The 11,824-nt window shown below is 68.8% G+C and carries 15 protein-coding genes and 1 pseudogene; 8 read left to right on the forward strand and 8 right to left on the reverse strand.

Going from position 1 to position 11,824, the window contains the following annotated elements:
- Positions 1 to 233: 233 nt before the first annotated feature.
- The gene (locus KUM44_RS26930; protein ID WP_217211901.1) at positions 234 to 1,556 is read right to left on the reverse strand and encodes a helix-turn-helix domain-containing protein; all 1,323 of its coding nucleotides are present in this window, start codon (positions 1,554 to 1,556) and stop codon (positions 234 to 236) included.
- A 211-nt stretch (positions 1,557 to 1,767) separates the two neighbouring features.
- Here KUM44_RS26930 and KUM44_RS26935 point away from each other — a divergent pair, with 211 nt between their 5' ends.
- Both KUM44_RS26935 and KUM44_RS26940 read left to right on the forward strand, forming a co-directional pair.
- Positions 1,768 to 2,250, forward strand: coding sequence for a hypothetical protein (locus tag KUM44_RS26935; RefSeq protein WP_217211902.1), 483 nt, complete (start codon positions 1,768 to 1,770; stop codon positions 2,248 to 2,250).
- Positions 2,251 to 2,297: 47 nt separating this feature from the next.
- Positions 2,298 to 3,125: a DNA ligase gene (locus tag KUM44_RS26940; protein WP_254390168.1), complete on the forward strand. Its 828-nt coding sequence runs from the start codon at positions 2,298 to 2,300 to the stop codon at positions 3,123 to 3,125.
- On the opposite strand, the gene KUM44_RS26945 is transcribed toward KUM44_RS26940, so the two are convergent.
- Positions 3,103 to 3,360 carry a DUF6207 family protein gene (locus KUM44_RS26945; protein ID WP_217211906.1) on the reverse strand — a complete coding sequence of 86 codons (258 nt, stop codon included), beginning with the start codon at positions 3,358 to 3,360 and terminating at the stop codon, positions 3,103 to 3,105. The genes KUM44_RS26940 and KUM44_RS26945 overlap by 23 nt on opposite strands.
- A gap of 161 nt (positions 3,361 to 3,521) precedes the next feature.
- On the opposite strand from KUM44_RS26945, the gene KUM44_RS26950 reads away from it, so the two are divergent.
- Entirely contained in the window at positions 3,522 to 3,773 is a 252-nt protein-coding gene (locus KUM44_RS26950) for a hypothetical protein (RefSeq protein ID WP_217211908.1), read from the forward strand.
- A 1-nt stretch (position 3,774) separates the two neighbouring features.
- Positions 3,775 to 4,296, forward strand: coding sequence for a hypothetical protein (locus tag KUM44_RS26955; protein ID WP_217211909.1), 522 nt, complete (start codon positions 3,775 to 3,777; stop codon positions 4,294 to 4,296).
- Positions 4,297 to 4,411: 115 nt separating this feature from the next.
- On the opposite strand, the gene KUM44_RS26960 is transcribed toward KUM44_RS26955, so the two are convergent.
- Together KUM44_RS26960 and KUM44_RS45715 are read right to left on the reverse strand one after the other, a co-directional pair.
- Entirely contained in the window at positions 4,412 to 4,732 is a 321-nt protein-coding gene (locus tag KUM44_RS26960) for a hypothetical protein (protein WP_217211911.1), read from the reverse strand.
- Between the two features lie 53 nt (positions 4,733 to 4,785).
- A pseudogene (locus KUM44_RS45715) lies at positions 4,786 to 5,016 on the reverse strand (hypothetical protein); the annotation flags it as partial.
- Positions 5,017 to 5,424: 408 nt separating this feature from the next.
- Here KUM44_RS45715 and KUM44_RS26965 point away from each other — a divergent pair.
- Positions 5,425 to 5,625 (forward strand): hypothetical protein, encoded by a 201-nt coding sequence (locus tag KUM44_RS26965; RefSeq protein ID WP_217211913.1) that lies wholly within the window; start codon positions 5,425 to 5,427, stop codon positions 5,623 to 5,625.
- Between the two features lie 89 nt (positions 5,626 to 5,714).
- Here the strand turns inward: KUM44_RS26965 and KUM44_RS26970 are convergent, their stop codons facing one another.
- Together KUM44_RS26970 and KUM44_RS26975 are read right to left on the reverse strand one after the other, a co-directional pair.
- Entirely contained in the window at positions 5,715 to 5,936 is a 222-nt protein-coding gene (locus tag KUM44_RS26970; protein ID WP_217211915.1) for a hypothetical protein, read from the reverse strand.
- Positions 5,937 to 6,176: 240 nt separating this feature from the next.
- On the reverse strand, positions 6,177 to 7,541 hold the full coding sequence (locus KUM44_RS26975) for a replication-relaxation family protein (protein ID WP_217211917.1): 1,365 nt from the start codon (positions 7,539 to 7,541) through the stop codon (positions 6,177 to 6,179).
- Between the two features lie 759 nt (positions 7,542 to 8,300).
- Here KUM44_RS26975 and KUM44_RS26980 point away from each other — a divergent pair.
- On the forward strand, positions 8,301 to 8,744 hold the full coding sequence (locus tag KUM44_RS26980; protein WP_217211918.1) for a hypothetical protein: 444 nt from the start codon (positions 8,301 to 8,303) through the stop codon (positions 8,742 to 8,744).
- A 417-nt stretch (positions 8,745 to 9,161) separates the two neighbouring features.
- Here KUM44_RS26980 and KUM44_RS46885 read toward each other — a convergent pair whose 3' ends face one another.
- Positions 9,162 to 9,290 carry a hypothetical protein gene (locus tag KUM44_RS46885; RefSeq protein WP_302186054.1) on the reverse strand — a complete coding sequence of 43 codons (129 nt, stop codon included), beginning with the start codon at positions 9,288 to 9,290 and terminating at the stop codon, positions 9,162 to 9,164.
- A gap of 654 nt (positions 9,291 to 9,944) precedes the next feature.
- Here KUM44_RS46885 and KUM44_RS26985 point away from each other — a divergent pair.
- Together KUM44_RS26985 and KUM44_RS26990 are read left to right on the forward strand one after the other, a co-directional pair.
- The gene (locus KUM44_RS26985; protein WP_308402730.1) at positions 9,945 to 10,493 is read left to right on the forward strand and encodes a sigma factor; all 549 of its coding nucleotides are present in this window, start codon (positions 9,945 to 9,947) and stop codon (positions 10,491 to 10,493) included.
- Between the two features lie 5 nt (positions 10,494 to 10,498).
- Positions 10,499 to 11,224: a hypothetical protein gene (locus tag KUM44_RS26990; RefSeq protein ID WP_217211920.1), complete on the forward strand. Its 726-nt coding sequence runs from the start codon at positions 10,499 to 10,501 to the stop codon at positions 11,222 to 11,224.
- A gap of 240 nt (positions 11,225 to 11,464) precedes the next feature.
- Here KUM44_RS26990 and KUM44_RS26995 read toward each other — a convergent pair.
- A partial coding sequence (locus KUM44_RS26995; RefSeq protein ID WP_254390169.1) for a transposase occupies positions 11,465 to 11,824 on the reverse strand: 360 nt, incomplete at its 5' end.

The raw sequence follows: 11,824 nt of genomic DNA on the forward strand, positions 1-11,824 counted from the left end.
TCCAGAACATGACCGCTCCCCCAGCTCAAAATCCCAACGAAAAGACGGGACATCAGACCAGAACACCCCAGCTCCCTGAAGATCACTGGCCCGTCACAGCGAGCAACTGTCCGCGATCGGTATGCGGTGGTCCTGACGAGGAAAACGCCTCGGCCGCCGCGGCGCTTCCCGCCGCAGGACCCCCAGGGCCCCTTTGAGCCCGGGGGTCTTGTGCTGTCGGCTGGCTACCGCCTCTACGCCGTCCAGCCTGTGAGCGCTTGGCGGAAGTCGGCGTTGAGTCGGTCGGTCAGGATGTCTCCGTCGGGGGTCAGGACGTGAGGCTGGTGGGCTCCCATGTCGGCCAGCAAGTCGGAGACGAGGGCGCACGCTACGACGACGGCCTCTCGCTTGTCGGTGACGATGGCGCCGAGGTCGGCGGTGGTGTGCGCGGGAGTTGCCGGGAGCGGCATCAGGGGGCCGTGCTGGAAGGCGCCCTCCGATACGACCAGGCGCACGGGATCGTCGCTGCCGTCGAAGCGGTGGAGCGCGGCGGACAGCATCAGGTCGCCTGCCGCTCCGGTCTCTGCCGCCCAGGCTGCGGCAGACTGCACCAGGGCCACGAGGTCGAGTTCGATTCCGCGCTGGGACAGCCGCTTGGGCCCGTCGGAGTCGAACTGGTCGCCTTGGAAGTAAGTGGGCAGCGCTGCGTAGAAGGCGCCGTCCTGGTGAAGCTGGCCGGTGGGATCGCCCTCGAAGCGGACTTGGCGGCGGCCGACCAGCACGGGACGGTCCGGCTGCACGCGGGTGGTCACTCCCTCGCCGGCGAACTTGAAGAAGCGGTCGAAGGCTGCGTTCCGGTCTGCCTGAGTGGTCAGGGGGTAGGTGCCTCGAACGGCCGGAACCGCAGCCAGGCTGATCCAGCCCGGGTAGTAGGTGGCCCTGGGGCTACCGCCGTGCTCGGTGCTGGTCAGGTAGCCCGACAGGTAGCCAAAGCCTGCGTCGGCGACCTGGTTCAGGCGGTCGACATCGTCGGAGGCAGCCTGGAAGCGGTCGCGGTAGCGCTGAGCGATCTCGGATTCGGCGAGGGTGCGGGTCGTGGTGCCGTGCCGGACGTGGACGCGGAAGTTGTAGTCGTTGCCCGGAGCGGCGACCGCGTGCGGGGCCTGGGTGCTCGGGGGCACGGTGAGCACCCAGTAGATCTTGCCCTCGTGGACGGCGGACTTCACCGGCCGTACGCCGACGTTGGGTACGACGGGCTGGATCCAGTTCGCGAGTACCGAGCGGATCCACTCTTCGCCGCGGCCCGGGACTGGGTCGAAGGGGGCCAGGGTGTGGGCGTGGTCCTGCTTGCCGTCGTCGACGCCGGTGACGACCATTCCGCCGGCGGTGTTGGCCATGGCGGACACGTCCTTGGCGAGCTCCTTCTTGCCCGCGTCGGTGCCCTGGTAGAAGTCCTTCTTCCAGTCGAGGTCGACGCTCTCGGGGATCTGGCTGTCGACCGCACGCTGCAGATCGTCCTCGGTGAGGTCGTCGGGGTGTTGTCCCAGGGCGGCGGTGAGCCGTGCGGGCAGGGCCATCGGTACTCCAGTGTGTTCACCACGTGCTGCTGACAATCGCCAGCCAGATCACGCTAATCGGGACCACCAGCCCGTCACCACGCATTTCCGGTATTGAGCCCGCCGATGCGCAACCAGGGCGCGAGCTTCCGGCGATACGGGAGAGTTCATGCCGCCGCTTACCCTGTCGAGGTCGAGTGTCTGGCTGCGGCCCGCGGGCACCATTCTCCGCATGGACACGGCAGTCGTTGCAGCGGTATGGGCCACCGTTGGGAGCTTTCTGGGCACGGTTGTTACCGGTGGCGTCGCCATCGCGGTGGCCGTGCATCAGACGAAGAGACAGCACAGTACAGCTACATGGCGTGACCGAGTCGAGGCGTACGACGGCTTAGAGAATGCTGTACATCGCCTACTGGAGATGCATCAAGTTCGGTGGGCAGAGCAAGAGGGGCAGAGCATCACCGAGCAAGACCTCAGGGATGTTGACTTCCGCAAGTGGGTCCGGCGTCAGAGGTATACGGCCAACAAGCGCGCGTTTCGAGCTGCCGCGGCCTTAGAGGCTGCCCTCCTGGAGTTGACTCAGTTTCCAGGTTTGGGCGCTGGGAATCCCTATGAGCCGTCGCCTCGTCGGCAGAAGCACGAGCTAGTGCTTGCCGTAGATGCACATTTCGCGGCATATCTCGAAGCAGCTCGTCTGGACACGCGTACCGACTGACCTTCGATAAGCACCCGAGGCACGGGCTTCGCGTTCGACCTGACGTCATGTCTCATGAGACACATCAAAGTCCGGAGAAGGACGGCCATCGGACCGTGCTGTGGCGCACCGAGGACGTCGTCCATCTGCAGTCGCGGACCGGCCGCGATGTCACCGCGCTGTGGATGGACCTGGCCGTGGCCGCCATGAGCCTGCCGCCCGGCGTGATCCTGGACGGCGAGGCTGTGGTGTACCTCGCTGCCGACGACGGCAGCGTGCACATCAGCTTCGCCGCGGCGCAGTCCCGCGCACTGTCCCGCCCCCGCCGCGCGAGGGAGCTCGCCGACCAGCACCCGGCGACGTACGTGGCGTTCGACATCCTGGCCCACCCTGCGGCGGGCTTCCCCAACCTGCGGCCGCGTCCGTACACGGAGCGCCGCCGGGTCCTCTTGGACGTGCTAGCCGACGTCGGTCCGCCGATCGTGCCGGTGTGGTCGACCACGGTCCTCGAGGAGGCCCTGCTCTGGTTCGAGACGCTCGAAGACACCGGCGTTGAGGGGATCGTGGCCAAGCCGCTCCGGTCGGCTTACAAGGCCGGCCGGGTGTGGGCGAAGGTCAGGCACGCGGACACTGTCGACGCCACCGTGGTCGGCTTCACCGGCACGGCCCGGCACCCGAAGGCCCTCGCCGTGCGGCTCCCTGACGGACGGGTGGCGTTGTCCCAGCGGCTGACCACGGCACTCGCGTCCGTCGTCGGCCCGCGCCTGGTCCCCGAGTCCGGGCGGGCGTTGACGGCGGCCGGCGACTCCTACACGCCCGTCGTCGGCGACGTGGTGGTGGAGGTCGTGGCGGGCACGACCCGGCACGCGGTGGTCACGGTGATGCGGCTGCGCTGACCGGTGGCAGGGCTTCGTCCGGCGCGGCCGGGCTGATCGGCTGGCGCAGGTCCAGGTAGCAGCGCAGTCGTACGCCGGGCTCCCCCGCATCCCGCGTCGTCCGTTCCGCTGTCGCCGTTGCCCACCGTTCGGCGAGCAGCTGCTGGAAGGCGAGAGCGGTGGCGTCGTCGGCGGCCGCGACGTCGACGACCAGGAGGCCGGGCTCGCTCACGTGCGCCTCGTTGATGGGGTCCATGTACGGCACTACGCCTGGCCTGCCGAGCGGGTTCCGTCGGTGCGGTGTCTTCACCCGACCGGGTGGAGGGTGATCCTCTTCGGTCCCAGCCAGGGGACTCGGGTGGCTGGGTAGGGTGCTGATCGCTGCCGATTGTTCCGAGGTACGAGGGGGAAACACGGATGCCCGATCGCAAGGATGAGGCCGCCCGGGAGGCGTACATGTGGGCGAGGGTCGCTGGCGACCTGCGGCGCGCCCATAAGGACCGGGAAGCGGCGAGGGAGATCAGCAACACCAAATCCGGTTCCCTCACCGAGTGGCAGCGGTGGCTCCTTGACCACCTCACCAACGAGATCAATCAGCCGCGGGCGATCGACCTGGCCGTGATGTGGGCCAGGGTCGCGTCGGTGCAGCCCATAGACGACGGCAGCTGACATGGAGAGGTTCTTCCACTCCGGCCGACTGTGGGGCGAGGGCCCGTATCCGCACTTCCTCATCCTGCTCAACGAGCATCCCGCCTACCGCGCCTACGCCGAAGCACACCACGGCCTGCTTTCGGGCTACCCCCTCGGAGTGGTGCCTGCCCAGTGGCTGCACAGCACCATTCTCGGCATCCATCAGCGGGTCAGTCCCGACCAGATGGAGCTGCTGCGCTGTGCCGCTCGCACCGAGCTGTCGGCGGTTGCGCCGTGTGAGGTCCAGCTGGGACCGGTGTGGCCCGGCGTCACCGCCATAACCGCTGCCATGTATCCAGAGGACGGGCTGGCCGTGCTCAACGCCCGTGCCCGCGCCGCTGCCGAAAGCGTGCCGGGCATCACCCTGCGCCCGCCCGAGCCGAGGTTTTGGGGACACAGCACCCTCGCCTACGCGCTGGCCGGCTACTACACCTGGGACGTCGTGGAGGAATTCCGCCTCGGAAGCGCTGGCACCTCATCGGGCTATACGACGGCCGCGTAGCCGCCTCTCCCCTGCTGCAGGCCGGGCCGGAGAACGTCCCCGGCAAGGTCATCCAGGAGAGCCGGCCACCACCAGGGCTCCGTCAGCCGCAGCCGAGGGACAGCCACGAACAAGGTCAGGGGCTGAGGCCTGCGAGCACCACCAGGTCCAGCAGCTCGTCGAGGGCGTCCTGCACCGCACGCTGGTCCTGCACGTCGGTGAGGCTCATGCCGTCCAGCAGGTACCCGCACCGGGCCACGACCGGCGCGAGTCGGCCGTGCGTCCCGTCCGGACCGGCCGCCCGCAGCCCGGCCCGGATGGCGTCCGCGCTCGCCGGGCCCTCCGTCTGCACCGCCACGGCGATCGTGCGCTCGTACTCATCTGGCACCCACGCTCCGCTGTCGAGATCCTCTCGGAGCTCCGCGAGCGCTGCCAGCACCGCCTCAGTCCTCGCCATGAACGGGACCCTACTCGGTCCAAGGACTCTGCCGGGCTGTCAGCTGTGAGTGATCAGGGGCTGTCGCCGCCCCAGTCCCAGCGGTCCGGGTCGCCGGGGCGCGGGTCGTACAGTGCCCGGCCGCCGGGCCCGAACTGCCCGAGCTCCGTGAGGAGGGAGACGCCGTCGTCGATCTCCTCCGGCCTCCAGCCGGTGATGTCGAGCAGCAGTCCGTCCAGTGGCCCGCCTACCAGTTCGGCGTAGCTGCGTCCCGGCTTCGGGCCCGGGTGGTCGTGGTCGGTGCCTTCTCTGAACTAGCGAGAAGTGGGCGTGCAGGATCGTCTGTTGCGGCAAGATGAAGGTATGGAGGAGCCGAGCCGCAAGCGCCGCAATACGTATCGTCTACTGCGTCGTCTCTCGAAGACGGGCTCCTCTCTAAAGATCCGCAGGAGGCTTGGGAAGCCTCCGCGTTCGAGTTTCGGCTTTTTTCGTGTCGCTCGGCCGTTGCCGAGCGCGGAGGCGGCATTTGCCGGATCCGCAGGCCTGAGCAGACTTTCGCTCCCTGCGTCCTGGCTAGCTGTTTCTCTCCGATGGGTTCTACCTCCCATGCCATGAGGGGCAAGGGAGGAATTTCGCGCGCCTGACGGGAGCGCTCTGAAAGCGAGTCCTTCGTTGCCCCTCGGTCGGTCATGACGTACCGAGGGAAGACCCACATGATCAAATGGAAGTTCGGGCACCGACGCGCTGGCCGCGAACAGGCTGCTGGCGGCGGAACAGCTGCTGCCGCGCCGCAGCGCTCGGCGGAAAGCCGGGATGCCGCTGACCACATCACGCAGTCGGTTGCGCAAGGAGCCGCTGCAGGAGTTGCGCGCACGCTGACGCAGAAGGTGTGGGAGAGCGTCTTCGGCGACTAGAGCGCGGGCGCCCTGGCGGCCTGCCATTGCGCGGGCCGCCAGGCGCTGCCCACAACGGCCTTTCTCCTCAGATGAGGACTTCTCTGAAACTACGAGTTGGGGCCGACCACCAGATCCAGAGCCCATAGGAACCGCCACCAGCGCAGCAGGTCGTTTCCGTACGACCGCAGGGTTGTCGGCGGGGTATGACCGGCGAGCAGGTCCTTGAGGTACAGCGCGACGGGCTCCACCAGGGATCCTGCGGGATCCATCAGCCGGTACGGCTCCCACGGATCGCCCGTCTCGTGCAGCTTGCCGATCTCGGGCAGCACGAACGCAGATTAGTCCCTTTCGGGACTGCTTGGTGCAGACATGCGGGGAAGCTAGCAGATGAGCCTCTGACCTGCGAAAACTTCGCAATTAGTTCAGTCAACACGCCGTAGATCCGGCCGCGCAGCAGCTGCTCATCGTCGCTGTCCATGTCGTCCAGCCTCGCAGCCGCCACCGACAACGAGGGCTTGCCCCAAACGGCTCTGGGCAAGCCTTCGCGCTGCCAGGAGGTCTGGCTCGGGTCAGCTGCGCCAGCGTCCGAGCCAGCCGCCGGCCTTCGAGGCCTGCGCCGCCTCCTCCTGGTGCTCCTGCTCCTGCCGGTCGCGTTCGTGCTGTTCCGCCTGCCGCTCCGCCTCGAGCGCCCTCGCCTTGCAGTCGTCGCACAGGTGCGGGTGGCTGTCCCCGCGGCCCCAGTCGACCGCGATGCTGGCCTTCCACCGGTCGTCGGTGAACTTCTGTCCGCAGTCGGCACACACGGGGCGCTGCGCCTCGCGTTCGGCTGCTTCCTGCGCTTTGCGGCGTCGCGCCTCTTCGGCGCGGCGGACCAGGGCGGCATCGCGGCGGGGGTTGCCGATCGCGTCCCAGAGGTTCTGCCGGTCCTCGCGGCCGAAGCGCCAGAACGCGGGACCGGCCGGGCCGTGTTCGCGCAGCAGCTCCAGCGTGGTCGCCACGATCGGCATCTTCCCCTGGTAGAGGTGGAAGCCGTCGGCCTCCTGGCCCTGCCAGTGCTCGCGGGTGAGGGCGGCGACCTTCTCCATCTGCTTCAGCGCGGGCCGCTTGCCGACCTGGTTGAAGACGAGCAGGACCGGCGGGTGCGTCGCGTCGCCCCACTGGGGATCGGGGGCGGACCAGCGGGTGCGCCACATCGGCTTGTCCTGGCCGTCGGTGTCCTTCGTCTTGCGGTGGAAGTGGCGCATGTACTTGTCGAACTTCAAGGCGATGACGCTCGCGTCCTCGGTGCAGTTGTCGGCCTCGATGAACAACAGCGGCAGCCCCGCCTCCGGGGCGATGAGGACGAGGTCGGCCCACGCACAGCCCACGCCGGGGTTCCTCCACGTGCCCGTCGCCGGGAGCGCGACCTCGGTGGCGTAGGAGGTGATGCTGCCGATCCCGTCGGGCGCGTCGATCCAGGCCTGGGCGGCCGCGACGGCTTCGGCCGGCTCACCGGCCACCAGGTGGAGGTCGGGCTTCGGACGGATCATCGCGATGACCGTCTCGTTGACCGTCATGGCGTGCGAAGCCCCGGAGCGGCCCGCGCTCTTGGGCATGCCGCCCATCTCCTCCGGCCCCCGGTCCAACTCGAGTCCGGCAGCGGCCAGCCCGTCCTTGGTGAGCAGGCGTACCTCCTCTCCCCCTCGGGTGCGGCCGCCGTCGACGGAAAGGCCATGGCGTCGCAGATCGTTGAGCGCGCCGCGATGGGAGGCGGTGCGCGCCTCCTTCCGCGCGGCTGCCGTCTCCTTCGTCGTGTGCCGGAAGGTCAGGTGCGGTGAGGACAGGCGCTGGATCTGATCCGCCGTCGCGGCCTTGAGCACTCCGAGCACGCACAGCACATCGGCGCGCAGGTTGTTCGTCGATCCCGCCTCGTTCGTCTTGCGCTTGCCCGCCATCAGCCCCGCCCTCCCGTGCGTCGCGACCGGCCAGCGGCCGGGCGCCGGCCCCCGGCCGCAGAGGGCACCAGGCGCGCCCTGAACCCGATGATCGCCTCCACCACTGACACCCCACCCCCACCTATTTCCCAGGACTTGGTCAGTGAGAGGAGGAGAGAAGAGGGTTGTGACGACGCTCCAGGGCACCGAGAAGCCGTGGTGTGCTGGGCAAACGCGGTCGGCGCAGGGGTCGGGCACGGAAGTGGGTACGGCAGTGGGATCGCAAGCGCCGACGGCAGGAGACTGCGGCGGCCTGCCCGGCCGACCGGCCCTCCCGGTGCTGGCCGCGCGGCTCGCCGTGAGGAGGCTCGGTCAGGGTACGGCGGGCGCCTGTGTTCGGTCATCATCGGCGGTCTCTCCCTTGCGTCGTCGCGTGCTCCACCGGCCCTGTGACGGCCGGTGGGCGTCCGCGCGAGGGAGAGCCGCCCCGATGGCTCGGTGGCCGCTGCATGCCCCTCCTGCGGGCGCGTGGCGGCCATCGTGAACACCCACCCCTTGTCCGCGACCTGACGGCGGCCGGTAGCGAGGTCTGTCAAGGAGAAACACCCGGTCCCGGAGGGTCACGCCGCATCGGACAAGGGGGCCCGGTTCAACCCATGCAGTCCCAGTTCGCCCCATCCGGTGGAGCGGGGAGAAATCTCTGGCCTGTCCACAGGCAGATCGTCCGAACCTGCTGGGAGCGTCGTGATCCGCGCGGCGACCGACAGTTGAGGAGACCTCATGCCGTACCTGATCCCGCCCCGCACGCCGCTGACGCCGGAGCAGGTGGAGCGGGGCTTCGACGACCTCCTGGCGCTCCAGATGGGCGGCGGCGCCGCTGTCACCGGGCGGGCGGAAGCGGACCCGGAGCTGGCGTTCGTCATGCTGCGGCTGGCTGAGGACATCGTCTGGCCTGTCACGGCCGTGGACGGGGAGACCGATCCCTGCGCGGACTCCTTCGCGCTGGACGAGGTCGGGTGTGTGCTGCTGTCCGCGCTGCGGGACTGGGCGCGGGACTCCCCCGCCACGGCGGTGCCGGGCATCGCCCGCAGCATCATCCGGTTCACGGTGAACGTCATCCCGGATCCCGACCACGCGGACACCGCCGACACCCTGGAGGCGATGCGCGATGAGCGCCTGGTGCTGGCCCACGCGGTGCACTCCGCACCCGGTGCGCACCGGTAGCCGCACCACCGTGCGGGTGGATGCGCACCTGGTGCGGTGGTGCGCACCGAGTCCATCCGTGCGCACCACCCTCCATCCGGTGCGCATCCACTCGGTGGGCGGTGCGCACCGGTGCGGCCGGCGGCGCGGGAGTGGTGCGCATCGGGTGGGGCCGATGCCGTGCAGCGGGCCGGTTGGAGGCGTCGCGTTTCTCCTTGACCTGAGCCGAGGTCAAGGAGAAACGCGGCGGATGCGCACCGGGTGGATGCACGGCATCGTCCCCGGCGATGTCGTCCACTCCACCGGGTGGGCTCCACTTGGTGGAGTGGGTGCTGGCCACGGTGTCCTCCACTCCCGCCGGTGGGCTCCACTCGGTGGAGTGGGTGCCGGGCGTCGCCGGTGCCCACCACGGCATCTGGTGCGCGGCATCGGGTCCACTCAGTGGCCGGCCTCCCGGCCGCGGTGCGGTCCGGGCTCCTGCGGGCGGTGCGCCCGCTGGTCGTCCTCACGCACCGGATGCGCGTCGTCGGCATCGTCGGCATCGTCGCGGTGCGCGTAGCGGTCCATATTCTCCGCCTCACTGAACCGGAACCGCTGCCAGGACTCATCGAGATGCGGTGTTCTGTCTCATCAACGAAGCCAGTCGAGACAGTCATGGAAGTAGACAGCCCTCTCGCCGCGGCTCAGATACACGTGCTCAGCGCATCGCTGCACAAGGCCGGTCAGGCTTGGTGTCTCTGCGGGCAGTTTCGGAGGTTTCCGTTCTTCGGGGGAGAACGGGGAGGGGTCAGCCGTCGAGTAGGTGAAGGCGCGCCACCTACGCGCCACTGAAACCCGACGGAGACCAACTCAGATGACGTCGTCCTTGGACTGGGCCGGACTTGCTTCGGCTGTAACGGCCACCGCGCAGGCGGCGGCCGTCATGGTGCAGGTGTACTGGGACCGGCGGCAACGCGGTCTCAGGACGACGGAGCACGAAGACTGCCGCCGCACGCCCCTCCACGGCAAAGCCTCACTGCCCGACACTCGTGTGGTCCGCGTACAAGTCAGCCTCGCAGTCCACACCCGTACGTCGGTCACGCTGGACGTCTTCATGGGCGGCGGAGCCAACGGTGCGTACCCGTCTTCGCTGCCCGCGAAGGGATCCCGCCCGTGGTAGCGGGTGAAGCTGCAGCCGAGCGCTCCGCCCCGGTGGAGGGGGAGCCCTCCACCGGGGCGGAGGTGGACCTGGGCCAGAGACTGCTGGACTACTACGACACGTTCATGGCTCAAGAAACGCAGTTCCTGCGCAGCATGTGCAACGGCAAGCTCTCGGAGCAGGCCTGCGAGGACGTCGCTCAAGAGGCGTTTTTGAGGGTGGCGAGGAAGGTCGCAGCCACACAGCTGGGGCCCGGTGTGAAAATCGGAGCGTACCTGCGCACGACCTCATGGAATCTGGCAGTCGACACGCTGCGCGCCCAGAAGCGGACTGATCTGACGGATGACACGGCGCTTGTGGCGGCGCCCAACCCGCGGAATGAAGACGTCGACCCGTTGAAGGAGCTGGTCCGGCCTGCGATCGAGGCTATGCCGCTGAGCAGGCGCCGCACGGTCGTGCAGCTGCAGAGCCAGGGTCTCGACGACGCACAGATCTCCGCAGCGCTGGGCATAGACCCGGCCCGGATCCACCGGGACCGGTACGCAGCCGTCAGCGAGTTGCGCAGTGAGCTGGGCAAATTCATCCGGGATGGGCACCGCAAGAAGACACAACGCGAGAGGAAGGACGGGTGACGGTTGTGCGCCGCTTCACTGAGGGCAGCGGCGACCGCCGGACGACGGCGGTACCGGCCGAGCTGCTGATGCTCATGGACAAGCTCGCCGGGCCCCCAGACGTCTGGGATCGTCCCGACGGCGACTTCGGCCCCCTGAGTGACCTGGACGAGCTGGACATCGAGGCGCGCCAGGAGGCGAACTCGTTGTACCGAATCGGCTCCAAGGCTCTGGCCCGCGACGAGCTGTCCACGGCCGCTGACTCGCTGGGATCGGCGGCTGCCGCCGGTCATCCTGGCGCCCTGTTCCGGCTCGCTCTAGTCGCGCTCCGCTCCGGTAAGGACTGGAATGACAACGCGTGGTTCCTCGTCGCCGAAGCCGCTCGGCACGGACACGGTGACGCTCAGCGGCTTCTCACCGCGTCCGCAGGCCGCCGCGTCTCCCCCACCGGCAGCGCCTCACTGATCGAGGACACTTCGTTCTTCGAAGAGGTGTGTCTCCTGCTCGGAGTTGCTCCACCCCTTATCGAGTCAGCCTCGCCCGGCACCTCACCATTTCCCGGTCGGCGGCCGGATACGCCAGACATCTGCCAGGCGACAGACACTGACAACCCAACGCCCGCGGCCGGGCCCGCCCACGTCCCGCCCACACGTCACGAGCCGGTACCGTCCCCGGATCACACACCAAACCGGAAGCGGGCGCACCTGACCGCGCTGGCCGGGGGCCTGACCATCTCGGGGCCGGACATGTAGCCGCCCCCCTGCGTCCATACGCGCCCGCCTGGCGCCGGCACTGCACAGCCCGGGACGCGAAGGTCGTACGACGCCGCTAAGACCCGGTGCAGCGCGGCGAGCGGCTGGGTGGGGCTCGCGAGGGACGGGCTGACCCCGAGCCCGACGTAGGCCCGACCGGTCTCCTACTTAGACTGCGGCCGAACTTCTCACCGAGCGCGGCCGCGATGGACGATTACTGACCTTGAATGCGTGATGTCGTCATGGTGGCTGGCGTCGGAGGCCGGTGCCGGTGAGGCAGCCGTCGAGGACGTCGGGACGGTACTGGAGCTGGCGTAGGCCGCGTCGGACGGCAGTGATCAGGTCATCGGGGTCGGCGAAGGCGCGATTGGCCACGGTGGTGCGTCGTAGGACGGACCAGATGCCCTCGACCGGTTTGAGGTCGGGTGCGTAGGGCGGCAGTTGGAAGACGGTGAGCCAGTCGCGGTCGGCGATGTAGCGGCGCATGCCGGCGGTGAGGTGAGTGTTGAGGATGCCCCTATGTTCGTCAAGTGGCAGAAGACGCGGCGACGGAGGTTGTCGCCGGGTGGATCTGCCGGTAGATCTCGCGGGCGACGTAGC

Origin of the sequence: Streptomyces sp. AC550_RSS872, assembly GCF_019049285.1 — a bacterium.
GTDB lineage: Bacteria > Actinomycetota > Actinomycetes > Streptomycetales > Streptomycetaceae > Streptomyces.